The organism is Rhodococcus sp. Chr-9, assembly GCF_000801125.1.
Classification (GTDB): Bacteria; Actinomycetota; Actinomycetes; order Mycobacteriales; family Mycobacteriaceae; genus Rhodococcus; species Rhodococcus pyridinivorans.
Genome location: NZ_JTIZ01000122.1, coordinates 107,936 through 134,260 on the forward strand (window position 1 = coordinate 107,936; position 26,325 = coordinate 134,260).

Below are 26,325 nucleotides of genomic sequence, written 5' to 3' on the forward strand. Positions count from 1 at the left end.
CGACGGAATGTCGGTCGGCGTCCATCCCATCATGATCGGCGAACCCTCACGGAGCGACGTCGGACAACGGCACCGTGGTGTCCGTCAGCCGGCCGACGTCGACGGGCCGCCCGGAGGCGATGAGTGCGCGGAGGTCGTCCCCGGCATCCCAGATGTTGACGTTCATCCCCGCCCGGACCCGCTGCTCGTCGTCGAGCCAGAACGCGAGGAACTGCCGTCCCGGCACGTCGCCGCGGGTGACCACCCGCGCGTCGCGGGGCGCGAGCCCGACATACTCCATGCCAAGGTCGTACTGGTCGGTGAAGAAATAGGGGAGCCGGTCGTAGGTCGCCTCACGTCCGAGCATCGTCGCGGCCGCGACGGCCGGCTGGTTCAGGGCGTTCGCCCAGTGTTCGACGCGCACACGGGTGCCGAGCAGCGGATGCTCCGCCGACGCGATGTCGCCGACGGCGACGATGTCCGGGTCGCTCGTCCGCAGCGATGCGTCGACGAGCACGCCGTCGTCCACCGCGAGTCCGGCGTCGCGGGCCAGCTCGATGTTCGGGCGCGCCCCGACCGCGACGAGCACGGCGTCGGCGGGCACCACACTGTCGTCGCCGAACCGGATGCCGCTCGCGCGACCGTCGTAGGCGACGATCTCGCGCACCGAGGTGTTCGTCCGCAGATCGACACCGTGCGCGCGGTGCAGGTCGGCGAACACCGCACCCATCTCCTCGCCGAGGGCACCGGACAGGGGTTGCTTCGCGGTCTCCGCGACCACCACGCCCGCGCCCCGGTCGCGGGCGTTCGCGGCGATCTCCATGCCGATCCATCCCGCGCCGATGACGGCCAGCCATCCCGCGTGGTCGGTCTCGCCCTGGATCGCGGTGAGCAGCGCATCGGAGTCCTCGATGGTGCGCATGACGTACACGCGTTCGGCGTCGGCTCCGGGAATCGGGACCGTGCGGGGCGTCGAGCCCGTGGCGAGCGCGAGCTTGTCGTAGTGGAGCGTCGACCCGTCGGGCAGCGTCACCGTGTGGGCGGCCGGATCGATCGCGGTGACCCTCGTGCCGAGCAGCAGTTCGACGCGGTGGTCGCGGTACCAGTCGCCGTCGTGCACCGTGAAGTCGGCGAGTTGCTTGCGTCCGGCGAAGTAGTCCTTCGACAACGGCGGTCGCTCATAGGGCAGGTGCTCCTCCGCGCCGATGAGCAGGATGCGCCCGGGAAAGTCGCGGGCGCGCAGTTCCTCTGCCAGCTTGGCGCCGGCCAGACCCGCGCCGACGATCAGAAACGTTTCCTCACCCGACATCGTGGTGCCTCCGCTGTGATGCGTGCCGGACCTGCTTCCCGGCTCCGACGTTACGGCTACCGCCCGCACTACGGCCCGGTTCAGGAAGAATCGTCGACGGGGCCGTGTTGAACATGCTTGTAGTTGTCCGGCCCGTACGAACTCTTGTGAGGAGATCTCTTGAGCGACCTGACCGCCGCGTCCTCGACCGGCAAGGACATCGCCGACTTCTGGTTCGATCCGTTGTGCCCGTGGTGCTGGATCACCTCGCGCTGGATCCTCGAGGTCACGAAGGTGCGCGACATCGAGGCGCGTTTCCACGTCATGAGCCTGGCCGTGCTGAACGAGGGGCGCGACCTGCCGGAGGAGTACGCCGAGCTGATGACGAAAGCCTGGGGCCCGGTGCGCGTCGCGATCGCTGCGGCGCAGAAGTACGGCGACGACATCCTCTCCCCGCTGTACACGGCGATGGGCACCCGCATCCACAACGAGGGCAACAAGGACTTCGCGGACGTGATCGCCGCGTCGCTCGCCGAACTCGACCTCGACGCCTCGCTGGCCGAGGCCGCCGACAGCGACGCCTACGACGAGGCTCTGCGCACGAGCCATCACGCCGGCATGGACAAGGTGGGCCAGGACGTCGGTACCCCGACGATCCATGTCAACGGCATCGCCTTCTTCGGGCCCGTCCTGTCGAAGATCCCGCGCGGGGAAGAGGCCGGCAAGGTATGGGACGGTGTGGTTGCCCTCGCGTCCTACCCGCACTTCTTCGAGCTCAAGCGCAGCCGCGACGAGGAGCCCGACTTCTCCTGACCGGGCACCGCCGTGGCGCTCGGTAGAGTGCAACGGCGTGTCGAACGATCATGTGGTCCGGCCGGCGACGGTACACGATGTCGAGAAGGCGACGGCAACGCTCGGACGAGCGTTCCGCGACTATCCGTTCACCCGCTACACCGTCGACGGCCGGGACCACGAGACCCGGGTCCGCGACCTCCAAGGGCTCTTCCTCGCCGAGATCGGCATGCGCTGCGGCGAGGTATGGGTCTCCGACGACGTCGACGCCGTGGCCGTCTGGACGACGCCCGGCTCCACCGGACTCGAGGAGGCGTTCACGTCCGTCTCCGATCGGGTGACGGAGCTGCGGGGTGATCGTGCCCGCGCCGCCGAACTGGCCGAGCAGGCCACCGCGGAACTGCAACCGAGCGAGCCAGGGTGGTTCCTGGCCACGGTGGGCGTCGATCCCGCCTCGCAGGGGCGCGGCTTGGGACGGGCCGTCCTCGAACCAGGACTTCGCGCGGCCGAGCGGCAGGGGGTCGCGGCCTGTCTGGAGACCTCCTCGGAGGCGAACGTCGCGCTCTACGAACGTCTCGGATTCGTCGTTACCGGTGTCGTGGAGCTGCCGGACGGCGGCCCGAAGGTCTGGGCGATGCGCCGCTGACCTGCCGGGGCGGGGTTCGCCACGCTCGGGACCGAAGGTCGCAACGCTCCGCCGTACAGACTTGTGCTCACTCCGAATTCGATTCTCGGCTTCGGGTCGGGCGCGGACTACCGTGATGCATCACGGCTCGCGGCCTCCGGACTGCCAGCGGCACCCACCCGCCGCGCTACGGTGCCCTCTGACCCGCCCCCGGCGTGGTGCCCTCTGACCCGCCCCCGGCGGGGTGTGCTCCGACCCGCCCCTCGCACGGCGAACGGCGCGTGCGGGCGAGCGGACGAGTCTCGTTAGACTCGGCCCATGCGCGTTTACCTGGGAGCCGACCACGCGGGCTTCGAACGGAAGAATGAGATCATCGAGCACCTGAAGAAGAACGGCCATGAGCCGATCGACTGCGGTGCGTTCGAGTACGACGCCCTCGACGACTACCCGGCCTTCTGCATCGAGGCTGCTCGGCGCACCGTCGCCGACGAGGGCAGCCTCGGTATCGTGCTCGGTGGCAGCGGTAACGGCGAGCAGATCGCCGCCAACAAGGTGCGAGGTGCGCGCTGCGCCCTCGCCTGGAGCGTCGACACCGCCAAGCTTGCGCGCGAGCACAACAACGCGCAGCTCATCGGCATCGGTGGCCGCATGCACAGCCTCGAGGAGACCCTCGCGATCGTCGACGCCTTCCTGTCGACCGAGTGGTCGAACGAGGAGCGTCACCAGCGCCGTATCGACATCCTCGCCGAGTACGAGAAGACCGGCGAGGCTCCGGCAGTTCCCGGCGCACCTGCCTGATCCGTGCCCGAAGGACACATCCTGCACCGGCTTGCCCGGCTGCACCACGAGTGGTACTCGGGTGCGCCGGTGCGGGTGTCCAGTCCGCAGGGGCGGTTCGCCGACGGTGCCGCCGCCGTGGACGGGCGCGTCCTGACCCACGCGGACGCGTGGGGCAAGCATCTCTTCCACCACTACGAGGGCGGTCTCGCCGTCCACGTGCACCTCGGTATCTACGGTGAGTTCACCGACCGCGAGTTGCCGCTCGGCGAACCGGTCGGACAGGTGCGGATGCGGATGATCGGCGCGCGCCACGGCAGCGACCTGCGTGGTCCGGCGGCGTGCGAGGTGCTCACCCCCGGCGAGGTCGAGGCGATCGAGGCCCGGCTCGGTCCAGACCCGCTGCGACCCGACGCCGATCCCGAGCGGGCATGGCGCCGTATCGGCAGATCACGCACCGCGATCGGCGCGTTGCTCATGAACCAGGCCGTCATCGCCGGCGTCGGCAACGTCTACCGCGCAGAAGTGCTCTTCCGTCACGGCATCCATCCGGAACGTCCGGGAAACAAGCTGTCCCGCAGAGAGTTCGACGCGATCTGGGCCGACCTCGTCGAACTGATGAACGTCGGTGTGGAGTACGGGCGCATGCACGTCGTGCGACCCGAACACGACCACGGCGCACCGGCCTACGCCAAGAACAGGCCCCGGACGTACGTCTACCGCCGTGCCGGCGAACCCTGCCGGATCTGCGGGACTCCCGTTCTGCACTCGGTCATGCAGGCGCGGAACCTGTTCTGGTGCCCGGTCTGTCAGCCGAGCTGACCCGACTCAGCTGACCCGACTCAGCAGATCCGACTCAGCATATCCGACTCAGAAATCGAAGCCCCCGAAATCGAATCCGCCGCCGTCGCCGCCACCGAAGTCTCCGCCACCGAAGTCGTCACCGCCTCCGTACTCGTCGCCCCCGCCGTACTCGTCACCACCGCCGAAGTCGTCGCCGGCACCTGTCTCCGCCGACGGATCACCGACACCGGATTCGAATGCCTGCGCGTCGTAGGGGACACCGGCCATCCCGGCGAACATCGTCGAGAAGAGCAGCATCGAGCCGACGCCCCACGCGCCCGCGACCAGGGCGGGCTTCCACCACGGCTCCGAATACCAGCCCGCAGGGACAGGCCGGCCCGCGACGCGGCCGCCGGGGTAGTAGTTCGGCGTCGCGGAGGACGGTGACGGCGACGCGGCGATGGTGCGGCCCTCGAAGTCGACGGTGCGCTTCTCGGTGACCTCGCCGGCGGACTTCTGTCCGTCGAGCGTTGGGATCTCCGGCCCCGGGTCCATGCCCATCGCCAGGCGCGCAGCTCGGATGTAGTACAGACCTTCGAGCGCGGTCTGTTTCGCGAGACGCGCCTGCATCGGCGAGTTCGCCTGCTCGATCTGGGAGCCGGCGGCGGTGAAGCGCTCGGAGGCGTCCGCCAGCGCCTGACGCGAGGCGTCGTCGGTGCCGGTCAGGTTGTAGATCTGGCCGCCGAGACGCTCGATCGCCTGCCGTGCGTCGGCCTTGGCGTCGTCGAGGGTGACGGTGCGGTGACGGGTGGTGCTCTTCTGGGAGCGGGAGACGAAGTACACCACGGCACCGACGGCGGCGAGGATGAGCAGAAGTTCCACGGCCCGATCCTTCCGGTGGGGGGGTCCTGTCCTCCAGCGTACCGACGCGGGGAGTCACTCCCCGAGGACCGCGCGCATCCCTTCCTGCAGGCACGAATCGAACGAATCGCGGTTGGGGACGACCGTGGGGTCCACCGCCAGGCCCATGCAGCAGGTGTCGCGATAGGACATCGCCGACGCGGTCATCATCGCGCCGTCGGCCGCACCGAAGCCGTAGTACCGCTCGATCTTCGCGCCGCCGACGTAGAGCGGCGCGTGGGAACCGGGGAGTGTGGACACCACCACGTCCCGCGGACCGACGGCGATGTCGGAGTGTGCTCCGGCGGAGGACGGGAACGAGATGTCGATGCGTCGCATGAGATCGACCGTGTCCATCGCGTGGATGTCCGCCTCGTCCTCGGGTGCCATAGGCACCGCCCCGCCGTCCGGCCCTGGGACGACGACACGCAGATCGTCGATCGAGCGGCCGTGCCGCCGCCGGTACTCGCTGCACGCGAGGAGCATCGCAGTGGAGAACCCGCTCGACACGCGGCAGCCCGCGCGTTCACAGGCGTGACGCAGGGCGGCGAGATCCGCGTCGAGTACGTGCAGTCGCGGCGCGCGGGGTGTGGGCTCCTCGTGGTCGCCGGTGCGTCCGAGCAGGGCGTTGATCAATCCGGTGCCCAGCGAGGTGAACATGTGCGCCGCGGTGCGGAACGACTCGACGCCCTGTTCGGACACCGATCTCGCCCACGACAACATGGACTCGGACTGACCGGGTGAGGGTGCCGAGCCGAGATGCCGGAGCCGGATCACCAGCGCCGACTGGCCACCGCCGAGGCCGTCGAGCAAGGTCAGTTCCCAGCGCGGGTGCCGGAGACCCGAGGGGTCGGGGGCCGTGCGGGCGTAGGCGAGTACCTCCTCGAAAGTCGCCGGGGCGGGCAGGGCGACCCGCTCGAGATGCCACGGCGGATCCGAGTCGGGATGCCCGGCGCGGCGCGGCGGATCGAGCCCGAACGGCAGTTCCACCACCCGGTGCCGGAAACTGGGCGACTCGTGGTTGCCGGGCGCGAGCACGGCGGCGACCCGATCCCAGTCGGGGGTGGCATCGAGAAGGACCGCGGCGACGACGGAGGAGCCGGGAGAGAGGGCCCGGAGGAGGTCGTCGGAGGTGTCCTTCACAAGAGGGACGGTCTCATATCGTGAACGACGCACACCCCTGCTTGACTCTCGCTTTGCACTATCGAGTCGAAAAGGTGACACGTCGTTGCTGGATTCGGGATCTCCCCACGTGCCGGTTCTCACCTCCGTGAGCGCCCTTTCCGGCGTACCACCACCGCTGCGCCCAGACCCGCTGCGGCGATCCACGGTGCGCCGGAGACGAACGGATCGAGCCACTGGTGGTTGACGTCGGCCCGCGAACTCCGCCGCCTCGACGCCCCGCCGTGCGCGGTGATCTCCGACCGGATCCCGCTCTCGGTCACGGGATTGTCGGGACGGCCCTGCATCAGGGCCCGGACCCGGCTCTCGGCAACGTCGATGCGGTCGGCGCCGATCAGGAGCAACCAGTGCGCGGCGCGGCCTTCGCTGTAGCGGCGGTAGGCGTGCCTGCGCACGACGCCGGACAGTCCCTTCAGCGGCGCCGTGGTGCCGAAGACCGGGGTGACGAAGGCATGCTCGATCGAGCGTTCGCGGGTCTCGTACCCGGGCTGGCGTTCGGGGAAGTCCCAGTGCGCGCCGGTCGTCTCAGGTGCGAAGCGTTCCTTCGGCACCGAGGGCCGATCGCGAGGATCCAGGTCGACTCCCCATCCGGGGATGCGGGCGCGCAGTTGGTCGGGGGTCTCCGGGGGTTCGGGCTTGTCTGCGGTGTAGGCCATGGCGGATCCTCCTCAACTCCCGTCGGCGACGATGATCGGCTTGATGCACCTGTCGAGCTTCGACGAGAACATGTGGTAGGCCTCGGGGATGTGTTCGAGCGGGACACGGTGCGTGACGATGTCGTTCGGCTTCACATAGCCGTTGCGGACGTGCTCGAACAGACGGGGCCACTGACGTTTGACGGGGCACTGGTTCATCCGCAAGGTCAGCCCCTTGTTGAGTGCGTCGCCGAACTTCACGGCACTGAAGATCGGGCCGTAGGCGCCCACCACCGAGACGGTGCCGCCCTTGCGGACACCGTCGATGGCCCAGTTCAGCGCGACCGGCGAGCCACCTTGCATCTTCAATTTCGCGGCCGTGACGTGCTGCAGGAAGTTGCCGTCGGCCTCCGCCCCGACCGCATCGATGGCGACGTCCGCTCCGAGATGACCGGTGATCTTCTTCAGGTGGACGATGATGTCGTCGTACTCCGCGAAGTTGTAGGTCTCGGCGTGAGCGAAGGTCCGGGCCTTCTCCAGCCGGTACTCGAGGTGGTCGATCACGATGACCCGGCCGGCACCCATGAACCAGGCGGACTTCGCCGCGTACAGGCCCACCGGTCCGGCGCCGAAGACCACGACCGTGTCGCCCTCGACGATGTCACCCAGCTGTGCACCGAAGTAGCCGGTCGCGAGGGCGTCGGTGAGCATCAGGGCGTCCTCGCCGTCCATCCAGTCGGGCACGATGGTTGGGCCGACGTCGGCGAACGGCACCCGCACGACCTCGGCCTGGCCGCCGTCGTAGCCGCCGCAGGTGTGCGAGTAGCCGTAGATGCCGCCGACCGCGGTGGCGTTGGGGTTGACGTTGTGGCAGTTGGAGTACAGGCCGCGCGCGCAGAAGAAGCACGACCCGCAGAAGACGTTGAACGGGACCATGACCCGGTCGCCGGGTTTCAGGTTCTGCACCGACGGCCCGACCTCGTGGACCACCCCGACGAACTCGTGACCGAAGGTCGTACCGACGCGGGTGTCGGGCATCATCCCGTGGTAGAGGTGCAGGTCGGAACCGCAGATCGCCGCCAACTCGACGCGCACGATGGCGTCGTTGGGGTGCTCGATCCGGGGAATGTCCTTCTCTTCGACGCGGACCCGATAGGGGCCGCGATAGACCATCGCGCGCATACGTGCTCCCTCGTCCTGGCTCGTGTGGTCGCGAATACCCGAGGGAAGGCGCTCCAAACGGCAGGTCGCGGGATCAGAGCGCGGGGACGTCCGGGGTGGGATGGGCTCCGCCGGACAGTGGAGGGGTCTGCGGTCCGGCGACGAACGCCCGGTGGAGCGCGTCGACGACGTCGGCGACGGCGTGACGGCGGGCGAACGCGCGTCGCTGCAGCATCGCCCCGGTGCCGCGGGCGAGGATCGCCTCCCACATCGCCACCGCGCACCGGCGGTCGCCGGCCTCCTCGAGTCGGGGGCCGATGTACCGGAGGAAGGCGCGGAAGGACTGCTGCGCGGTGGTGGGCCGCCCGGTGAACACGTCGACGGCACGTCCGGTCGGCCCCTCGCGAGCAGCGCACAGGTACGCGGCGTGGACGACCTCGTCGGCGACCGGGGGAGCAGTGATGCCCGCCCGGACCTCTCGTTCGGCGGTGGCGACGAGCGCGCGGACGAGCATCGCCAGGAGAACAGTCTCGTCGACGGTCGCCGGCACGTCGCTCACCCGGATCTCGACGGTGGGCAGATGCGCCGAGGGACGCACGTCCCAATAGACCATGCCCGGATCGAGGATGTTGCCGCTCTCGATCATCATGGCGACGATCGCGTCGTAGTGCTCCGCCGACGTGAACCGCGGGGGAGGACCCGCGCACGGCCACCGGGAGGCCATGATCGCCCGCCAACTGGCGTACCCGGTGTCGCGGCCCCGATGGATGGGCGAGTTGGCCGTCGCGGCCAGCAGGGTGGGCAACCACACCCGGACGTGATTGCACACCAGGACGGCGGTTTCGCGGTCCGCGACACCGACGTGGACGTGGCAGCCGCAGACCTCCTGCTCCTCGGCGAGACGTCCGTACCGCTCGGCCATCGTCCGGTAGCGCGGCACATCCGTCACGGACGCGAGCTTCTGGAGCGTGGGCGACACACCCGACGCGAGCAGACCCGCGTGCGCCTCCCGCGCGGCCGCGGCTGCGACGGTCCGGCCCTCGACGATACGCGCGCGCAATTCGGCCGAGCTGCGGCAGACCGGTGTGTTCACCTCGACCTGGATGCGTTTGAGCTCGTAGTCCATGTCGAGTCCGAGCCGGGCGGCTGCGGCCACGACGAGGTCGTTGCTCGCGGTCAGCCGTTCGGAGGTCGGGTCGACGAGGAAGAACTCCTCCTCGACGCCGACGGTCGGAGCGGGGGTCGGGGGCATGTCCGGAGTCGGTCTGTGGCGCCGAGGCATCGTTGCTTCCCTGCATAGCGAGGCGCCGTCGGTACAGCCGGCGCCGTCGTTGACGCCGGCGCCTTCTCGACCGACCGCTGACCTACGGGGGTGAGACGACGATACTCGGATTTCACACCGGAGAACGGCATTCGATGGTGGAGAGGGACCGACCGGAGGTGGGGCGGGGTCGGTCCCTCCACACCCCCTGCGGTGTCATCCGACGACGCCCCACCCGTTCGTGGTCGCGTCCGCTGGAGGGACGCGACGAGGAATCACGACGCGGTGGTTCGTGCGGTCGTCGGAATGCGGATGGGCTGGGCCGGACGGGACGGTCCGGAACGACGAAGCCCGCCGGTGCTGTGTGCACCCGGCGGGCTTCCTCCGTGGAGGGGATGACGGGAATCGAACCCGCGTAGCCAGTTTGGAAGACTGGGGCTCTACCATTGAGCTACATCCCCGTTGCGCCTGCAGTGCCGGTGTCGACCGGTGCTGCGGCTTGCGAGATGAGACTGTACCGGACCTCGCTTTGGATTTCATAATCGGGGGGCCGTAGGATTCTGCGATGGGTCCCGCGGTCGGATGCGGTGCCTTCACGACCGGGATGTGGCGCAGCTTGGTAGCGCATCCGCTTTGGGAGCGGAGGGTCGCAGGTTCGAATCCTGTCATCCCGACCAGATCGAACAGCGTCAGCGCGCTCAGTAGTGACACGAACGACCGACAAGAGAGCACGACAGAAGGAGCATGTCCGTGAAGAGCACCGTCGAGCAGCTGAGCCCGACGCGAGTCCGTATCAATGTTGAGGTGCCCTTCGAGGAGCTCCAGCCTGATTTCGACCGCGCTTTCAAGGCCCTCGCCGGCCAGGTCCGCATCCCGGGCTTCCGCCCCGGTAAGGCACCTCGCAAGATCCTCGAGGCCCGCGTCGGCCGCGGAGCCGTCCTGGACCAGGTCATCAACGAGGCCATCCAGAGCCGCTACAGCGAAGCCGTGACCGCGAACGACGTCAAGGTCATCAGCCAGCCCGAGATCGACGTCACCAAGCTCGAGGACAACGTCGAGCTGGCGTTCACCGCCGAGGTCGACGTGCGTCCCGAGATCACCCTCCCCGATTTCTCCGAGATCGCCGTCACCGTCGATCCCGTCGAGATCACCGACGAGGACATCGCCGAGCAGCTTCTGTCGCTGCGTCAGCGCTTCGGCACCCTGACGGGTGTCGAGCGTCCGGTGCAGGACGGCGACTTCGTCTCCATCGACCTGTCCGCGACGGTCGACGGCAACGAGGTTCCAGAGGCCGCCACCGAGGGCCTGTCGCACGAGGTCGGCTCCGGCCAGCTCATCGACGGACTCGACGAGGCGATCATCGGCCTGTCCGCCGGCGAGTCGAAGGAGTTCACCTCCACGCTGGTCGCCGGCGAGTACGCCGGTAAGGAAGCCGTCGTCACCGTCAAGGTCAACACCGTCAAGCAGCGCGAGCTGCCCGAGGCCGACGACGAGTTCGCGCAGCTCGCGAGCGAGTTCGACACCATCGGCGAGCTCGAGGCCGACCTCCGCGAGCGCGTCCAGCGCGTCAAGCAGGTCGAGCAGGCCGGCCAGATCCGCGACAAGGTCCTCGAGGTTCTCCTCGAGACCGTCGACATCCCGGTTCCCGAGGCTGCCGTCCAGGCCGAGGTCGACAGCGCGCTGCACGACGCGATCCACGAGCTCGATCACGACGAGACCAAGCTGAACGAGCTGCTCGAGGCCCAGGGTTCGAGCCGCGAGGAGTTCGACAAGGAAGCACGCGAGTCCGCCGAGCGTTCGGTGAAGACCCAGCTGCTCCTCGACGCGATCGCCGAGGCGGAGAACACCACGGTCGAGCAGCAGGAGCTGACCGAGCGCATCTTCTTCCAGGCGCAGCGCTACGGCATCCCGCCGGAGCAGTTCATCCAGCAGATCAGCCAGGCCAACCAGCTAGGTGCCGTCTTCGCCGACGTCCGCCGCGGCAAGGCGCTCGGCACCGTCGTCGATCGCGCCAACGTGACCGACACCACGGGTGCGACCGTCGACACCGCCGAGCTGTTCGGCACCAAGAAGGACGATGACGCCGAGGGCGAGAACGCCGAGGCGGAGACCACCGAGGACTCGGCCTCCGAGTAGTCGGGCGACCCGCGGAGATTCGAAACCCCAGGGGCACGAATTTCCGCTTTCAGCGAAGAGGGGCGGCACCGGGCATCCGGTGCCGCCCCGTTTCGTTAGTGTCAGTGTCAGCAACCCACGATCGACGAGAAGGCAGGTACCCGTGACTCCTCAGAATCCGGCGACATCCATCGGTCCCGCGATGACCTCGGCCACGGCTGGGCTGAACCTCAGCGACTCGGTGTACGAACGCCTGCTCCGCGAGCGCATCATCTTCCTGGGCACCCAGGTCGACGACGACATCGCGAACAAGCTGTGCGCGCAGATCCTTCTGCTGTCGGCCGAGGACCCCACCCGCGACATCTCCCTGTACATCAACTCACCGGGCGGTTCGGTCACCGCCGGTATGGCGATCTACGACACGATGAAGTTCGTCGAGTGCGATGTCGCGACCTTCGCGATGGGTCTCGCCGCCTCGATGGGTCAGTTCCTGCTCTCCGCCGGTACCAAGGGCAAGCGTTACGCACTCCCGCACGCGCGGATCATGATGCACCAGCCGTCCGCAGGCATCGGTGGTACGGCGAGCGACATCGCGATCATGGCGGAGCAGTTCGCACACACCAAGCGAGAGATGGCCGAGCTCATCGCGGAGCACACGGGCCAGTCGGTGGAGCAGATCACCAAGGACTCCGACCGCGACCGCTGGTTCACGGCGCAGCAGGCGCTCGAATACGGCTTCGTCGACCACGTCGTCTCCCGGGCGCAGCAGGCCGGCGGCACCGCCAACTAGGTCCCGGCCCGATCTGCCCTCACACCACCGAATTCTTGGAGAAGCGATGACCAACATGTTCGATCCGCGCCAGCTCGGCGGCGCCGCTCCTGCCTCGCCCGCGAGCCGCTACATCCTCCCGTCGTTCATCGAGCACTCGAGCTACGGCGTCAAGGAATCCAACCCGTACAACAAGCTGTTCGAAGAGCGCATCATCTTCCTCGGCGTCCAGGTCGACGACGCGTCCGCCAACGACGTGATGGCCCAGCTGCTGGTGCTCGAGTCGCTCGATCCCGACCGCGACATCACCATGTACATCAACTCGCCGGGTGGTTCGTTCACCTCGCTCATGGCGATCTACGACACCATGCAGTACGTCCGCGCCGACATCACCACGGTGTGCCTCGGGCAGGCGGCATCCGCCGCGGCCGTCCTGCTCGCCGCCGGCACCCCCGGCAAGCGTCTGGCGCTGCCCAATGCTCGCGTGCTCATCCACCAGCCCGCGACGGGTGGCATCCAGGGACAGGTCTCCGACCTCGAGATCCAGGCCGCCGAGATCGAGCGCATGCGTACCCTCATGGAGAACACGCTCTCGAAGCACACCGGTAAGGATCCCGAGCAGATCCGCAAGGACACCGATCGGGACAAGATCCTCACGGCGGAGCAGGCCGTCGAATACGGTCTGATCGACCGGGTCCTCGAGTACCGCAAGCTCTCGGCCCAGAAGTAGAACGTCGCAGGCGGTTCCGGAAGGCACGGTGCCTTCCGGAACCACCGACGCCGGGACTGTGATCGCCGACACATGTTGTGGTGTACAAATATGACCGGAAACGCGCAGAACCGGTCGACCTGCGCGCCGACATCCGGGTACGGTCGATCAAAGGGCCCGCTCCCCGGGACCGCCCCGTGTGGTGGTTGCGGGACCGGTTGCACGCACACGAGGAAGTAGGGACCTGACTGATGGCACGTATCGGTGACGGCGGAGATCTGCTCAAGTGCTCCTTCTGCGGAAAGAGCCAGAAGCAGGTCAAGAAGCTCATTGCGGGCCCCGGTGTCTACATCTGCGACGAGTGCATCGATCTCTGCAACGAGATCATCGAGGAGGAGCTGGCCGAGACCAGCGAGGTCAAGCTCGACGAGCTGCCCAAGCCGGCCGAGATCCGCGACTTCCTCGACAACTACGTGATCGGCCAGGACGACGCCAAGCGCACGCTGGCCGTGGCGGTCTACAACCACTACAAGCGCATCCAGGCCGGCGACAAGGGCCGCGACTCCCGCGGTGAGACGGTCGAACTCGCGAAGTCCAACATCCTGCTTCTCGGCCCCACCGGTTGTGGCAAGACCTACCTCGCGCAGACGCTCGCGAAGATGCTCAACGTGCCCTTCGCCATCGCCGACGCCACCGCACTGACGGAGGCCGGCTACGTCGGTGAGGACGTCGAGAACATCCTCCTCAAGCTCATCCAGGCCGCCGACTACGACGTCAAGCGCGCCGAGACCGGCATCATCTACATCGACGAGGTCGACAAGATCGCCCGCAAGAGCGAGAACCCGTCGATCACTCGCGACGTGTCGGGCGAGGGCGTGCAGCAGGCGCTGCTGAAGATCCTCGAAGGCACCCAGGCATCCGTCCCGCCGCAGGGTGGTCGCAAGCATCCGCACCAGGAGTTCATCCAGATCGACACCACGAACGTGCTGTTCATCGTGGCGGGTGCATTCGCGGGTCTCGAGAAGATCGTCTCCGACCGCGTCGGCAAGCGCGGTATCGGCTTCGGCGCCGAGGTTCGGTCGAAGGCCGAAATCGACACCACCGACCACTTCGCCGACGTCATGCCCGAGGACCTCATCAAGTTCGGCCTGATCCCGGAGTTCATCGGTCGTCTGCCGATCCTCGCGTCGGTGACCAATCTCGACAAGGAATCACTCGTCCAGATCCTGTCGGAGCCGAAGAACGCTCTGGTCAAGCAGTACGTGCGCCTGTTCGAGATGGACGGCGTCGAACTCGAGTTCTCCCAGGACGGACTCGAAGCGATCGCCGACCAGGCGATCCTCCGTGGCACCGGCGCCCGCGGGCTCCGCGCCATCATGGAGGAGGTGCTCCTGCCCGTGATGTACGACATCCCCAGCCGCGACGACGTCGCCAAGGTCGTGGTCACCGCCGAGACCGTCAACGACAACGTCCTTCCGACGATCGTGCCGCGCAAGACCGATCGGGAACGGCGCGACAAGACCGCCTGATTCCGAAGACCCTTCGGAACTGCACGAGCGCCTCGGCACGAAAGTGCCGAGGCGCTCGTCGTCTTTGGCGGTCGAATCCGGTCCGTCGGTGGATCAGCGCAGTGTGATGGTCCCGCCGTCGACCATGAGTGTCTGGCCCGTCATGTAGGACGCATCCTCACTGGCCAGAAAGACCGCGACACGGCCGATATCGGCCTGCGGGTCACCGAAGCGGTGCATCGGGGTCTTCGCCAGTAGCGCCTCCTCGACGCCGGGGTTGGCCGCGATGTACGCCTCGACGCCCTCGGTCAGTGCCAGAGGCGAGATGACGTTGACATTGATGTCCTCCGCGGCCCATTCGTTCGCCGCGACCCGGCTGATCGCCCGGATCGCTTCCTTCGCAGCGGCGTACGAACTCTGCGTGGCGCTCCCTTCGATCCCGGCTCCCGACGCGAAGTTGATCACCGACCCCTTGTTCGCGGCGAGCTGGGCGTGCGCTGCCTTCATCAATCGGAAGGTCGGATAGAAGCCCGTGCCGAACGACAGGTCGAGCATCTCCTGTGTGGTCTCGAGCAGTGGCGCCTGTCGGGATGCGTGCGCATTGTTGACGAGCACGTCGAGCTTTCCGAACCGTTCGACGGCCGCCGCGACGATCGTCTCGGCGCTCGACTCGTCGGAGATGTCCGCGTACAGGAATTTCCCGGCTTCGCCGACCTCGGCTTCGAGGGCTTCACCCGCGGGCCGGTCGATGTCGACGAACAGGACGCGGGCACCCTCGTCCACGAATGCTCTGACGATGCCGCGCCCGATCCCTCCGGCACCACCGGTGACGATCGCAACCTTGTCTGCAAGCCTCATGGCGTGCTCCCTTCGTGGGTCCGGTGTCAAGCGATCAGTCGACGGCCAGCGCGGCCTTCTCGAGTTCCGCGATGCTGTAGGCGGCGTAGGTCTCGTACGGGCCGCGGCCGGTGAAGTACGACGAGAGCTGCTCGTCGAGTTCCTCGACCGTGAATGCCGAACCGGCTGCGTCGAAGCGGTTCTCGACGGTGGGTGCGGCCATGAGCGCGACCATTTTTCCGTACACCACGAACACCTGTCCGGTGATCTCCGAGGAGGCCGGCGAGGCGAGGTAACGCACGAGGGTGGCCACGCGCTCCGGCGCCAGGGGATCGAGTCCGGTCGTGGCGCCGGCCTCGCCGAAGGCCTCCGCGGTCATCGCGGTGCGTGCGCGGGGGCAGATCGCATTCGCGGTGACGCCGTAGCGCGCCAGCCCCTGCGCCGTGGACAGTGTCAGTGCCGTGATGCCTGCCTTCGCAGCGGAATAGTTCGGCTGTCCGGCGGAACCGAAGAGGAAGGCCTCCGACGAGGTGTTGACGACGCGGCCGTAGACCGGTCCACCCGCAGCCTTGCTCGCCTGACGCCAGTACACCGCCGCCGCATGTGAGGTGGCGGCATGGCCCTTGAGGTGCACTCGGATCACGTCGTCCCAGTCGGACTCGGTGAGGTTGAAGATCATCTTGTCGCGGATGATGCCCGCGTTGTTGACGAGGATGTCGAAGGACCCGTATGCCTTGACCGATTCCTCGACGAGGCGACCGCCGAGAGCCCAGTCGGACACGTCGCCGGTGACGGCGATGGCCTGGCCTCCCGACGCGACGATTTCCTCTGCCACCTCGTGCGCCGCGTCGCCCATGTCGTTGACGACGACTGCGGCGCCTGCGTCGGCGAGGGCGAGGGCTTCGGCGCGGCCCAGGCCGGCCCCGGCGCCGGTCACGACCGCCGCGCGCCCGGCCAGACTTACGGATTCACCCATGAAATGTCTCCTGTTCGATTGTGGCGGTTCGTCAGTGCACCGCGCCGGAATTAGTATTCATTCTAGTCTCGGGTGGTGGTCGGTCCACCCACGGGACAGGTCCCACTGGCCGGGATCGGGCGGGATGCGAGACGTGCCCACCTGGAACGTTCGTCGCCGGCGGTGGTCGATGCGCCACCGGTCGTGAAGGGGAGGAACCGAGCATGCCCAGACTTGCGGAGGCCCGGGACGCCGCAGAACCGAGTTCGGCGGAACAGCATGCGCGATACGGCCGGATCATCGACGCTGCCGCACAGTTGGGGGCGGTGAAGGAACTCGAACGCGTTCGGATGCAGGAGGTCGCCGAACTCGCCGGCGTCGCCATCGGGACCCTCTACCGCTACTTTCCGTCCAAGACCCATCTGTTCGTCGCGGTCATGGTGGATCGGATCGATCGGATGGGGATCCACCTCTCCAGGCGCTCGCAGTCGTCCTCGTCGCCTGTCGACGTCGTATACGACGCGTTGCTGCAGGCCACCCGGGCGCTCGTGCGCACTCCGTTGCTGGCGAACGCGATGATCCGATCCGCCGCGTCGTCGAACGCCGCCACCATTCCCGACGTGGCGAAGATCGACCAGCACTTCGACGGACTGCTCCTGGCCGCCGCGGGTATCGCGGAACCCACGGTGCGGGACGCGACCGTCGTGCGGTTGGTCGTGGCGCTGTGGTTCGGTCTCGTCCAGTCCGCGCTCAACGGGCGGATATCGATCCCCGAGGTGGAGTCCGATCTGCGCGTCGCGTGCGACCTTCTGCTGGTCGATCTGCCCGCCGGTACGCGTTGACGGGCAATTCTCGAAGACCGCATTCCGCAAGGTCCGTCCCGCTCGGTGGGACTGCGCAGGAAACTGCGGTCACCGTCACTAGAATAAATTTCAATATCTTCGAGAGCTGGGAGTAGGCATGAGCAAGGTCGTCATCGTGGAGGCCGCGCGGACACCGATCGGTCGTCGCCGCGGACAGCTGGCCGGGGTCCACCCCGCGGTGTTGCTCGGTGCCGCCCAGAAGGCCGTTCTCGACCGCACCGGCCTCCCCGCCGACCAGATCGGTCAGCTCGTCGGAGGCGCCGTCACCCAGGCGGGGGAACAGTCGAACAACGTGACCCGGCAGGCCTGGCTCCACGCAGGTCTCCCGTACACGACCGCGGCGACGACCATCGACTGCGCGTGCAGTTCGTCGCAGCAGGCGGTCCACATAGTGGCGGGCCTGATCGCGTCCGGGCAGATCGACGCCGGAATCGGATGCGGCGTCGAGGTCATGAGTCGCGTGTTCCTCGGCCAGGCAAACGCCCCGGGCACCGGCAACCCCTATCCGGACGACTGGTCGATCGACATGGGCGACCAGTTCACCTCTGCCGAACGTATCGCCCACAAGCGCGGCATCAAACGTGACGATGTCGATGCTCTCGGATTCGAGTCGCAGCGTCGCGCCGCAGCCGCGTGGGCCGAGGGGCGCTTCGACCGCGAGATCGTCCCGGTGCAGGCGCCGGTCGTGACCAAGGAGGGCGAGCCCACCGGTGAGATCGCGACCGTGACGCGTGACGGAGGTCTTCGCGAAACCACCGCGGAAGGACTCGCCGGTCTCCGGCCGGTCATCGAGAACGGAATCCACACCGCCGGAAACTCCTCCCAGGTCAGCGACGGCGCGGCCGCCGTACTGCTGATGAGTGAGGACAAGGCGCGCGAGTCGGGTCTGCGGCCACGTGCCCGTATCCTCGCGTCGACGCTCGTCGGTTCGGACCCGTACTACCACCTCGACGGCCCCATCGACGCGACTCGCGCGGTACTCGAGCGCACCGGAATGTCCTTGTCCGACATCGACATCGTCGAGATCAACGAAGCCTTCGCTTCGGTCGTGTTGTCCTGGGCGCAGGTCCACGGGGCCGACATGAGCAAGGTCAACGTCAACGGCGGCGCCATCGCGCTCGGCCACCCCGTCGGTTCCACCGGCTCTCGACTGATCACCAGTGCCCTGCACGAACTCGAGCGCTCGGGCCGTTCGACTGCGCTGGTCACGATGTGTGCGGGTGGCGCGATGGCCTCCGCCACCATCATCGAGCGCATCTGACGCCGGACATTCTGCTATCCGAAGGGACCCGATCATGACTCTGGGATTGAGCGACGAGGACCGCGAGCTCCGTGATTCCGTACGCGGCTGGGCGGCACGACACGCCACACCCGACGTGATCCGCACGGCCGTCGAAGCGAAGACGGAAGCCCGCCCGACGTACTGGAGCTCGTTCGCCGAACTCGGAATGCTGGGATTGCACCTGCCCGAAGAGGTCGGAGGCGCCGGTTTCGGTCTGCTCGAAACAGCAATCGTCGCAGAGGAACTCGGACGGGCCATGGTGCCGGGCCCGTTCCTTCCGACCGTGATCGTGTCCGCGGTCCTCGACGAGGCCGGCCGTCGCAGCGAACTCGACGGGCTCGCGGACGGTTCGCTGTTCGGTGCGGTCGCCCTGCAGCCGGGGGACCTGCGCGTGGAGCGCGACGGCGATTCCGTCACGCTCTCGGGAACCTCCGGTGTCGCCCTCGGCGGCCAGGTCGCGGATGTGTTCCTGCTCGCGGCCGACGACGGTGGTGAGCGGGTCTTCGTCGTCGTGACCCGTGACCGGGTCGAGGTCACGAACCTGCCCAGCTACGACGTGATCCGCCGCAACGCCGAGATCACCGTGAGTGCCCTGAGGTTGTCCGACGGGGACGTGCTGAGATCGGATCCGCATCGGATCGTCGATATCGCCGCGACCTTGTTCGCCGCCGAGGCCGCCGGTCTCGCGGACTGGGCGACCACCACCGCCGCGGGTTATGCGCGGGTCCGTAAGCAGTTCGGACGTGTCATCGGGCAGTTCCAGGGTGTCAAGCACACCGTCGCCCGGATGCTCTGCCTCACCGAACAGGCTCGGGTCGTGGCCTGGGACGCAGCGCGAGCGCGGCGCGAGGACGTGCCGGACGACGAGGCGTCGCTGGCCGTGGCGGTCGCCGCGTCCATCGCCCCGGAGGCCGCCTTCCAGGTCACCAAGAACTGCATCCAGGTGCTCGGCGGTATCGGCTACACCTGGGAGCACGACGCGCACCTGTACATGCGCCGCGCGCAGTCCCTCCGGATCCTGCTCGGCTCCACGGCGTCGTGGCGGCGCCGGGTCGCCCACCTCACGCTCGACGGTGCCCGCCGCGTGCTGAGTGTCGATCTTCCGCCCGAGGCGGAACGGATCCGCGCCGACGTCCGTGCCGAACTCGAGCCGGCGAAGTCGCTGGAGAACGCAGCGCGGAAGGCGTATCTGGCGGAGAAGGGCTACACCGCTCCCCACCTGCCCGAACCGTGGGGGAAGGCCGCCGACGCCGTCACGCAACTCGTCGTCGCCGAGGAACTGCGCGCCGCCGAATTCGAACCGCACGACATGATCATCGGCAACTGGGTGGTGCCGACCCTGATCGCGCACGGCAGTACCGAGCAGATCGAGCGATTCGTCCCGCAGTCGTTGCGCGGGGATCTCGTGTGGTGTCAGCTCTTCTCCGAGCCCGGCGCCGGGTCCGACCTTGCGGGCCTGTCCACCAAGGCCGTCAAGGTGGACGGCGGATGGAGGCTCGATGGCCAGAAGGTGTGGACGTCGATGGCGCGGGTCGCGGACTGGGGCATCTGCCTCGCCCGCACCGACGCGGAGGCGCCCAAGCACAAAGGCCTGTCCTACTTCCTGATCGACATCAGGAACACCGAGGGGCTCGACATCCGGCCGCTGCGGGAGATCACCGGCGAAGCCTTGTTCAACGAGGTGTTCCTCGACGGCGTGTTCGTGCCCGACGAATGCCTCGTGGGCGAGCCGGGGGACGGATGGAAACTCGCCCGTACCACGCTGGCCAACGAACGTGTCTCCCTCTCACACGATTCGACCTTCGGTGCGGGCTGCGAGACCCTCATGGCGCTCGCGAACGACATTCCCGGTGGGCCGGACGACGAACAGCTCACCGTCCTCGGCAAGGTCCTCGGTGATGCCGCGTCCGGTGGCCTCATGGGGCTGCGCACGGCTCTTCGCTCGCTGGCCGGTGCCCAGCCGGGTGCCGAGTCCTCCGTCGCCAAGCTCCTCGGTGTCGAGCACCTGCAGCAGGTCTGGGAGCTCGCGATGGACTGGGCCGGTACTGCGTCGTTGCTCGACGACCAGGACCGAACTTCGGCGACCCACATGTTCCTCAACGTGCAGTGCATGTCCATCGCCGGTGGGACGACCAACGTCCAGCTGAACATCATCGGTGAGAGGCTTCTCGGCCTGCCCCGCGATCCCGAACCCGGAAAGTGACGCCCATGCCCATCGATACCGATGTCGCGCTCTCCGCTGCGCCCACCGTCCGCGACGCCTCGTGGACCGAACGCGATGTGATCCTCTACCACCTCGGTCTGGGTGCGGGCGTCGACTCGCTCGATCCCGCCGAACTGCGGTGGGTGTACGAGAAGGACCTGCGGGTCCTGCCGACCTTCGCGATGGTCGCCGGTCAGGGTGTCTCTGCCGGTGCGGTGACACAGGCCGGACTGAGCCTGCCGGGAATCGACATCGACCTGCGCAGGATCCTGCACGGTGGCCAGTCCGTCACCGTGCACGCCCCGATCCCGATCTCGGGTTCGGCGACCGTCTCGTCTCGCATCTCCGATGTGTGGGACAAGGGCAAGGCCGCCGTGATCGTGCTCGAACAGTCCGCAGTGGATGCCGACGGAAACCCGTTGTGGACCAGTGCGATGCAGATCTGGGCGCGCGGTGAGGGCGGCTTCGGCGGAGACGCCGGGCCCCATGTGTCGAACGCAGTGCCGGAACGGGACGCCGACAAGACCCTGGTGTCACCTACGAGCACGCAACAGGCACTGGTGTACCGGCTCAGTGCCGACATGAACCCGCTGCACGCGGATCCCGAATTCGCGAAGACAGCCGGTTTCGATCGGCCGATCCTGCACGGACTCGCCTCGTACGGTGTCGTGTGCAAGGCCGTCGTCGACGGTGTGCTCGGTGGAGACCCGACCCGGGTCCGGTCGTTCTCGGTCCGCTTCGCCGGCACGCTGTACCCCGGGGAGACGATCGAGACGGAGGTCTGGCGAGACGACGACACCCTCACCCTGCTCGCCACATGTCCCGAGCGCGACGGGCAACCGGTGCTCACCCACGCCACGATGGAGATTCGATGAGAGTCGACCCGGACACCCACCCCGTCGTCGGACACGCGCCCGACGGTACGGTTCTGACCTCGGCACCGCAGGACACCGCCGTCGACCGCGCCACCGCCGCCGCGCGGCGCGTGGTGGACGCGTTGCTGCGCACCGACCGTGGCAACGCGAATCTCGAGCGGGTCGCCGAAGAGCTCGACAATATCGCCGAGCACCTCGAGGAACACGCTCCCGAAGTGCGGGAGCGACTGATCGACATGTGGCACGGGGAGGGCGTCACCCGGCACGATCCGGTCACCGGTCCGGAGAACGCGCTCGCTCCGCCGCTGGTGTTGGCCGGTCGCGAAGACGGATCGGTGGAAGGCGTCGTCGAACTGACCTTCCCGTACCAGGGCCCGCCCGGGCACGTGCACGGCGGAGTCTCCGCCCTCCTGCTCGATCACACGCTGGGTGTGGCGAACGCCTGGGCCGGGCGCAGCGGCGCCACCGCACAGCTCAACGTGCGGTACCACCGGCCGACCCCACTGTTCGAGCCGCTGACGATCACCGGTCGTCTGGTCGAGCAGGACGGCCGCAAGATCAACACGGTCGGCGAGATCAGGACCGCGGACGGCACGGTGTGCGTGTCCGTGGAAGCGCTGTTCATCGACAGGACGGTTCCCCGTCCTCGCTGACGGCCTGCGCCGCACACGCCGTCGTATCGGAAAGGAACGGCATGGGGAAGTTGGACGGGCGGGTGGCGATCGTCACCGGCGCCGGGATGGGGATCGGCCGCGGATTTCGTCCCGACCGACGTCACCGACCGCGCACAGGTGCACGCCATGGTGGATGCCTCGGTGCGCGAATTCGGCACTGCGCAGCACGACCGTACTGCGGCTCGGGAATGGGCATCGAAACTGGTGTGCTGCAACGTGATCTGCCCCGGCGTGCCGAGCGCGGCATACAGACGGGTGGCGGCGGCCGACCCGCAGATGGCCGCCACGCAGGCCGCGGCGAACCCGATGGGCCGCATCGGCGACCCTCTCGACGACATCGGCACGGTCGCAGCCTTTCTCGCGAGCGACGACTCCCGCTATCCAACAGGCAACACGCTGTTCGTCGACGGCGGTAGCCACGTCAACGGCGTGCAGTGAGCGCCGAACGTGGACTGACATCCCAACGGAGGATTCATGCTCTCTCGTACTTCCCGGCGTGTGATGGCAGTACTCGCCGCAGCGTCGATGCTCGGCATCACGTCCTGCTCCGACTTCGGCGACGACGCCGAGGAGACTGCCGGGGGACCCGGCTCCCTCGTCACCGAACGCACCCTCACCGGTACGGCGGCGCTTCCCAGCGCGTCGCGAACGCATCTGATCACCTACCTGTCCGATGGTGCCGATCGGCGCCCCACCCTCGTTTCGGGCACGGTCGCGATCCCCGAGGGAGAAGCGCCCGCCGGAGGCTGGCCCGTGATCAGCTGGGCGCACGGCACCACCGGGGTCGGTGACGCCTGTGCGCCGTCCGCCGACACCCCCGGTGGTCCCGCCCACTCCTACATCAGCAGGACGACTGCCATGCTCGACCGGTGGGTCGCAGACGGCTACGCCGTGGTCCAGACCGACTACGAAGGCCTCGGCACACCGGGCGGACATCCCTACATGAACGGAGACAGCGCAGCCGACAGTGTCGTCGACATCGTGCGTGCCGCTCGTCAACTCGATCCGGCTATCGGCACCCGATGGATCGCGATGGGACACAGTCAGGGCGGGCACGCCGCGCTGTATGCGGCGGCTCGTGGCACGGAACGCGCCCCTGAACTCGAACTGCAGGGCGCGGTCGCCTTCGCCCCGGGCAGTCGCACGAGTGAGACGGCCGAGTACTACGCGACCGCCGGACCCGCGATCGGTCCGGCGCTCGGGTTCCTGCCGGTGCTGCTGCTCGGAGCGCAGGCGGCGGACCCGAGCATCGACGCCGACGCGATGCTCACCGACGCCTCCCGCCCCTTGCTCGACGCCGCGCGCACCGGGTGCATGGACGACATCCGCGAGGTGGCGAGCACGGTACCGGTGGATCAGGTGTTCGCTCCGGATGCGGACCTCGAACCGCTCCGTGAGTACTACGCCGGTCAGGAGGTCGAACCGCTCACCCTGAGGGTGCCGACGCTCGTCGTGCAGGGAAGCGACGACGCGCTGGTACTGCGTCCGGTCACCGATCAGGTGACCGCGGCGCTGTGCGGCAACGGAGCCGACCTGAGCTATCGGGTATACGACGGAGCCGATCACCGAGCGGTACTCGAGGAGTCCGTCGACGACGTGCGGGCGTTCGTCGACGGAGTACGCGCGGGCGAGGCGCAGGACGGCACGTGCGGTTGATGCCGCCGATCAGTCGGTCTTGATGCGTTCGGGGACGGTGTAGACGTTCATCGTGTCGCCGCGGAGGAAGCCCACGAGGGTGAGGTCGGACTCCGCGGCGAGATCGACGGCCAGCGACGACGGCGCCGAGACCGCCGCGAGCACGGGGATCCCGGCCATGACCGCCTTCTGCACGAGTTCGAACGAGGCGCGTCCGCTCACCATGAGCACGCTGTGCGAGAGCGGCACCCGGTTGTCGGTCAGGGCCCAGCCGATCACCTTGTCGACGGCGTTGTGCCGGCCGACGTCCTCGCGCAGGGCCAGCAGCGCCCCGTCGGGGGTGAACAGTGCGGCCGCGTGCAGACCGCCGGTCGACTCGAAGACCTGCTGGTGCCGACGCAGCGTGTCGGGCAGTTCGGTGAGGGTGTGCGTTCCGATAGAGGTGGTGCCGGCATCCTTCAGTGGATATCGCGTGCGCGTGCGCACCTCGTCGAGCGAGTTCTTCCCGCACACCCCGCACGCGGAGGTCGTCGTGAATGCGCGTCGCCCCGTCCCTTCGGGGACGGTGACGCCGGGCGCGAGGGCGACGTCGAGAACGTTGTAGGTGTTGGCGCCGCTCTCGTCCACCCCGTCGCAGTAGCGAACGGCGGCGATGTCCTCGCGACTGCCGATCATCCCTTCGGCCAGCAGGAATCCGTGGACGAGATCGACGTCGTGACCGGGGGTGCGCATCGTGATGGTGAGCGACTCACCGCCGACCCTGATCTCGAGCGGTTCCTCGACGGCGAGGGTGTCGGGACGTCGCGTCGCCCTGTCCGCAGTGATGCGCAGTACCGGTCGACGTGTCGTGACCCGTCCCATCGTCTACCTCCCAGATGCGTGCAGCGGTTCGAGCCGTCGTTCCCGCGGAACCCGGGCAGGGCAGGGATACCCGGGTGGCACAGGTTGTGCACACCGCGGGATGTGGCGTCTCGTCCTCCATACTGCCTGCCCGGACGCAACGGCATCCCCGTCCGGTGAACTGCGGTGGCGTTACACGAAGTTCACCCGCGCCTCGCAGGAACATTACAGAGTGGGTCCACTCTCAGGGGACGGTGATGAATGTGGGTCACCGACTGACGTAGGGGTCGTGAACCCCGGGATCGAACAGGGTGGACTTATATGGAACAGGCACTCGCGGCCGCCGATACCGCCTGGGTTTTGGCGGCGTTCACAGCAGTCGTACTGATGGTTCCGGGCCTGGCGCTGTTCTACAGCGGCATGCTCGGAGTCAAGAGCGCGCTCAACATGATCATGATGGTGTTCGGTGGATTCGCCGTCACAGCCGTCCTGTGGGTGCTGTTCGGTCCGGCCGCCGTGCTCGGTGACAGCGTCGGGGGCCTCGGCCTCATCGGCGATCCCTTCACCGACATCGGTCTGGGCTCGCTGCTCGAGGAGGACCCGGACGGAGGGATGCCCGCCGCACTGACCGCGGCCTTCCACCTCCTCTTCGCAGGCATCACGGTGGCGATCATCGCCGGTGGTGTCGCGGACCGGATGAAGTTCTCGGCGTGGCTGGTGTTCTCGGGCATCTGGGTCGTCCTCGTCTACTTCCCGGTCGCGCACTGGGTCTTCGCCTTCGACGACGAGGAAGCGGGCACGAAGGGCGGATGGATCGCCAACACGCTCGCCGCCCACGACTTCGCCGGCGGCACCGCCGTGCACATGAACTCGGGTGTCGCGGCGCTGGCACTCGCCATCGCACTCGGTCGCCGCCGTGGATTCCCGCACGTGGCACGTCCCCACAACCTGCCCCTCGTCGTGCTCGGTGGCGGAATCCTGCTGTTCGGCTGGTTCGGCTTCAACGGCGGTTCGGCGGGCGGCGCCAACCACACGGCCGGTGTCGTCGTCCTCAACACGCTCGTCGCCGCGATGGCCGGCCTGCTCGGCTGGCTGATCGTCGAACGCATCAAGGAGAAGCACGCGACGACGCTCGGTGCCATCTCGGGCGTGATCGCCGCACTCGTGGGCATCACGCCCGCAGCGAGCCTCGTGTCCCCGCTCGGTGCCCTGCTGATCGGCGTGGTCTCCGGTGCCGTCGGCTGCTTCGCCGTGAGCTGGAAGTTCCGCATGGGCTACGACGACTCACTCGACGTCGTTGCCATCCACCTCATGGGCGGCGTCGTAGGCACCACCCTCATCGCCTTCGTCGCGACGGCCGCCGCGCCGGCCGGTGTCGACGGTCTGTTCTTCGGCGGCGGGATCGACTTCCTCGGACGCCAGATCGTCGCGATGGCCGCGGTGTTCGCCTACTCGTTCGCGGTGACCTTCCTGATCGCGAAGGCGCTCGACAAGATCATGGGCATCCGGGTCGACACCGAGACGGAGATGCGGGGCATCGACGTCCCGGTCCATGGGGAGACGGCCTACGTGATGGACTCGTTCTCACCCACCGGTCCGTCGACGCTGCGTCCCGAGGCGTTCGCCGAGGATCGCGACGTGATCGTGCCCAAGTCCTGACCGGCGAGCTTCACCGAT

24 protein-coding genes, 2 tRNA genes and 1 pseudogene are annotated in these 26,325 nt (G+C 67.9%); 17 read left to right on the plus strand and 10 right to left on the minus strand.

Translation table 11 applies throughout. The features are described from left to right. Nucleotides 1–46: 46 nt before the first annotated feature. Nucleotides 47–1,288 (minus strand): NAD(P)/FAD-dependent oxidoreductase, encoded by a 1,242-nt coding sequence (locus QR64_RS19570; RefSeq protein WP_039586872.1) that lies wholly within the window; start codon nucleotides 1,286–1,288, stop codon nucleotides 47–49. A gap of 159 nt (nucleotides 1,289–1,447) precedes the next feature. Between QR64_RS19570 and QR64_RS19575 the strand changes: the two genes are divergently transcribed. The 4 genes from QR64_RS19575 to QR64_RS19590 all read left to right on the plus strand — a co-directional run bounded on the left by QR64_RS19575 (nucleotide 1,448) and on the right by QR64_RS19590 (nucleotide 4,283). After that, nucleotides 1,448–2,080 (plus strand): DsbA family protein, encoded by a 633-nt coding sequence (locus QR64_RS19575; protein WP_006551131.1) that lies wholly within the window; start codon nucleotides 1,448–1,450, stop codon nucleotides 2,078–2,080. 37 nt (nucleotides 2,081–2,117) lie between these two features. Then, nucleotides 2,118–2,705, plus strand: coding sequence for a GNAT family N-acetyltransferase (locus tag QR64_RS19580; protein ID WP_024100565.1), 588 nt, complete (start codon nucleotides 2,118–2,120; stop codon nucleotides 2,703–2,705). A gap of 297 nt (nucleotides 2,706–3,002) precedes the next feature. Then, nucleotides 3,003–3,482 (plus strand): ribose-5-phosphate isomerase, encoded by a 480-nt coding sequence (locus QR64_RS19585; protein WP_006551133.1) that lies wholly within the window; start codon nucleotides 3,003–3,005, stop codon nucleotides 3,480–3,482. A gap of 3 nt (nucleotides 3,483–3,485) precedes the next feature. Next, nucleotides 3,486–4,283 (plus strand): Fpg/Nei family DNA glycosylase, encoded by a 798-nt coding sequence (locus QR64_RS19590; RefSeq protein ID WP_039586875.1) that lies wholly within the window; start codon nucleotides 3,486–3,488, stop codon nucleotides 4,281–4,283. Between the two features lie 48 nt (nucleotides 4,284–4,331). Here QR64_RS19590 and QR64_RS27075 read toward each other — a convergent pair whose 3' ends face one another. From QR64_RS27075 to QR64_RS19620, 6 genes are all read right to left on the minus strand, one after another. Next, nucleotides 4,332–5,126: a hypothetical protein gene (locus tag QR64_RS27075; protein ID WP_006551135.1), complete on the minus strand. Its 795-nt coding sequence runs from the start codon at nucleotides 5,124–5,126 to the stop codon at nucleotides 4,332–4,334. A 54-nt stretch (nucleotides 5,127–5,180) separates the two neighbouring features. After that, complete coding sequence (locus QR64_RS19600) at nucleotides 5,181–6,287, minus strand: wax ester/triacylglycerol synthase domain-containing protein (RefSeq protein WP_039586877.1); 1,107 nt, start codon at nucleotides 6,285–6,287, stop codon at nucleotides 5,181–5,183. Nucleotides 6,288–6,406: 119 nt separating this feature from the next. Further along, entirely contained in the window at nucleotides 6,407–6,982 is a 576-nt protein-coding gene (locus tag QR64_RS19605; protein WP_024100567.1) for a hypothetical protein, read from the minus strand. 12 nt (nucleotides 6,983–6,994) lie between these two features. Next, nucleotides 6,995–8,143: a zinc-dependent alcohol dehydrogenase gene (locus QR64_RS19610; RefSeq protein ID WP_039586879.1), complete on the minus strand. Its 1,149-nt coding sequence runs from the start codon at nucleotides 8,141–8,143 to the stop codon at nucleotides 6,995–6,997. Nucleotides 8,144–8,216: 73 nt separating this feature from the next. Next, complete coding sequence (locus QR64_RS19615; RefSeq protein ID WP_039586881.1) at nucleotides 8,217–9,374, minus strand: glutamate--cysteine ligase; 1,158 nt, start codon at nucleotides 9,372–9,374, stop codon at nucleotides 8,217–8,219. A gap of 396 nt (nucleotides 9,375–9,770) precedes the next feature. Next, nucleotides 9,771–9,844 (minus strand) — tRNA-Gly (locus tag QR64_RS19620). A 139-nt stretch (nucleotides 9,845–9,983) separates the two neighbouring features. Between QR64_RS19620 and QR64_RS19625 the strand changes: the two genes are divergently transcribed. From QR64_RS19625 to clpX, 5 genes are all read left to right on the plus strand, one after another. After that, nucleotides 9,984–10,060 (plus strand) — tRNA-Pro (locus tag QR64_RS19625). Nucleotides 10,061–10,133: 73 nt separating this feature from the next. Continuing rightward, nucleotides 10,134–11,519 carry a trigger factor gene (tig, locus tag QR64_RS19630; RefSeq protein WP_346772272.1) on the plus strand — a complete coding sequence of 462 codons (1,386 nt, stop codon included), beginning with the start codon at nucleotides 10,134–10,136 and terminating at the stop codon, nucleotides 11,517–11,519. A gap of 142 nt (nucleotides 11,520–11,661) precedes the next feature. Then, complete coding sequence (locus tag QR64_RS19635; RefSeq protein ID WP_016691866.1) at nucleotides 11,662–12,288, plus strand: ATP-dependent Clp protease proteolytic subunit; 627 nt, start codon at nucleotides 11,662–11,664, stop codon at nucleotides 12,286–12,288. Between the two features lie 46 nt (nucleotides 12,289–12,334). Next, complete coding sequence (locus QR64_RS19640; RefSeq protein WP_016691867.1) at nucleotides 12,335–12,997, plus strand: ATP-dependent Clp protease proteolytic subunit; 663 nt, start codon at nucleotides 12,335–12,337, stop codon at nucleotides 12,995–12,997. 230 nt (nucleotides 12,998–13,227) lie between these two features. After that, a complete protein-coding gene (clpX, locus tag QR64_RS19645) occupies nucleotides 13,228–14,505 on the plus strand; it encodes an ATP-dependent Clp protease ATP-binding subunit ClpX (protein WP_006551142.1) in 1,278 nt (425 codons plus the stop codon). A 93-nt stretch (nucleotides 14,506–14,598) separates the two neighbouring features. Here the strand turns inward: clpX and QR64_RS19650 are convergent, their stop codons facing one another. Both QR64_RS19650 and QR64_RS19655 read right to left on the minus strand, forming a co-directional pair. Then, nucleotides 14,599–15,342 (minus strand): SDR family NAD(P)-dependent oxidoreductase, encoded by a 744-nt coding sequence (locus tag QR64_RS19650; protein WP_039586882.1) that lies wholly within the window; start codon nucleotides 15,340–15,342, stop codon nucleotides 14,599–14,601. Nucleotides 15,343–15,376: 34 nt separating this feature from the next. After that, nucleotides 15,377–16,297 carry a 3-oxoacyl-ACP reductase gene (locus QR64_RS19655; protein ID WP_039586883.1) on the minus strand — a complete coding sequence of 307 codons (921 nt, stop codon included), beginning with the start codon at nucleotides 16,295–16,297 and terminating at the stop codon, nucleotides 15,377–15,379. 203 nt (nucleotides 16,298–16,500) lie between these two features. Between QR64_RS19655 and QR64_RS19660 the strand changes: the two genes are divergently transcribed. The 7 genes and pseudogenes from QR64_RS19660 (at nucleotide 16,501) to QR64_RS19690 (ending at nucleotide 23,829) form a co-directional block, all read left to right on the plus strand. After that, a complete protein-coding gene (locus QR64_RS19660; RefSeq protein ID WP_039586885.1) occupies nucleotides 16,501–17,118 on the plus strand; it encodes a TetR family transcriptional regulator in 618 nt (205 codons plus the stop codon). Between the two features lie 118 nt (nucleotides 17,119–17,236). Then, nucleotides 17,237–18,400, plus strand: coding sequence for a steroid 3-ketoacyl-CoA thiolase (locus QR64_RS19665; RefSeq protein ID WP_039586886.1), 1,164 nt, complete (start codon nucleotides 17,237–17,239; stop codon nucleotides 18,398–18,400). A gap of 34 nt (nucleotides 18,401–18,434) precedes the next feature. Then, nucleotides 18,435–20,624 (plus strand): acyl-CoA dehydrogenase, encoded by a 2,190-nt coding sequence (locus tag QR64_RS19670; protein ID WP_039586888.1) that lies wholly within the window; start codon nucleotides 18,435–18,437, stop codon nucleotides 20,622–20,624. 5 nt (nucleotides 20,625–20,629) lie between these two features. After that, nucleotides 20,630–21,499, plus strand: a complete 870-nt coding sequence (locus QR64_RS19675) for a MaoC/PaaZ C-terminal domain-containing protein (protein ID WP_039586890.1) — start codon at nucleotides 20,630–20,632, stop codon at nucleotides 21,497–21,499. Then, a complete protein-coding gene (locus QR64_RS19680) occupies nucleotides 21,496–22,152 on the plus strand; it encodes a PaaI family thioesterase (RefSeq protein ID WP_016691875.1) in 657 nt (218 codons plus the stop codon). Before QR64_RS19675 ends, QR64_RS19680 begins: the two co-directional genes overlap by 4 nt. Before the next feature lie 41 nt (nucleotides 22,153–22,193). Continuing rightward, nucleotides 22,194–22,611, plus strand: a pseudogene (locus tag QR64_RS28750) (SDR family oxidoreductase). A 36-nt stretch (nucleotides 22,612–22,647) separates the two neighbouring features. Further along, nucleotides 22,648–23,829, plus strand: coding sequence for an alpha/beta hydrolase family protein (locus QR64_RS19690; RefSeq protein WP_039586891.1), 1,182 nt, complete (start codon nucleotides 22,648–22,650; stop codon nucleotides 23,827–23,829). Between the two features lie 9 nt (nucleotides 23,830–23,838). On the opposite strand, the gene fdhD is transcribed toward QR64_RS19690, so the two are convergent. Then, on the minus strand, nucleotides 23,839–24,669 hold the full coding sequence (gene fdhD, locus QR64_RS19695; RefSeq protein ID WP_019289053.1) for a formate dehydrogenase accessory sulfurtransferase FdhD: 831 nt from the start codon (nucleotides 24,667–24,669) through the stop codon (nucleotides 23,839–23,841). A 300-nt stretch (nucleotides 24,670–24,969) separates the two neighbouring features. On the opposite strand from fdhD, the gene QR64_RS19700 reads away from it, so the two are divergent. After that, nucleotides 24,970–26,307 (plus strand): ammonium transporter, encoded by a 1,338-nt coding sequence (locus QR64_RS19700; RefSeq protein ID WP_006551153.1) that lies wholly within the window; start codon nucleotides 24,970–24,972, stop codon nucleotides 26,305–26,307. Nucleotides 26,308–26,325 lie beyond the last annotated feature (18 nt).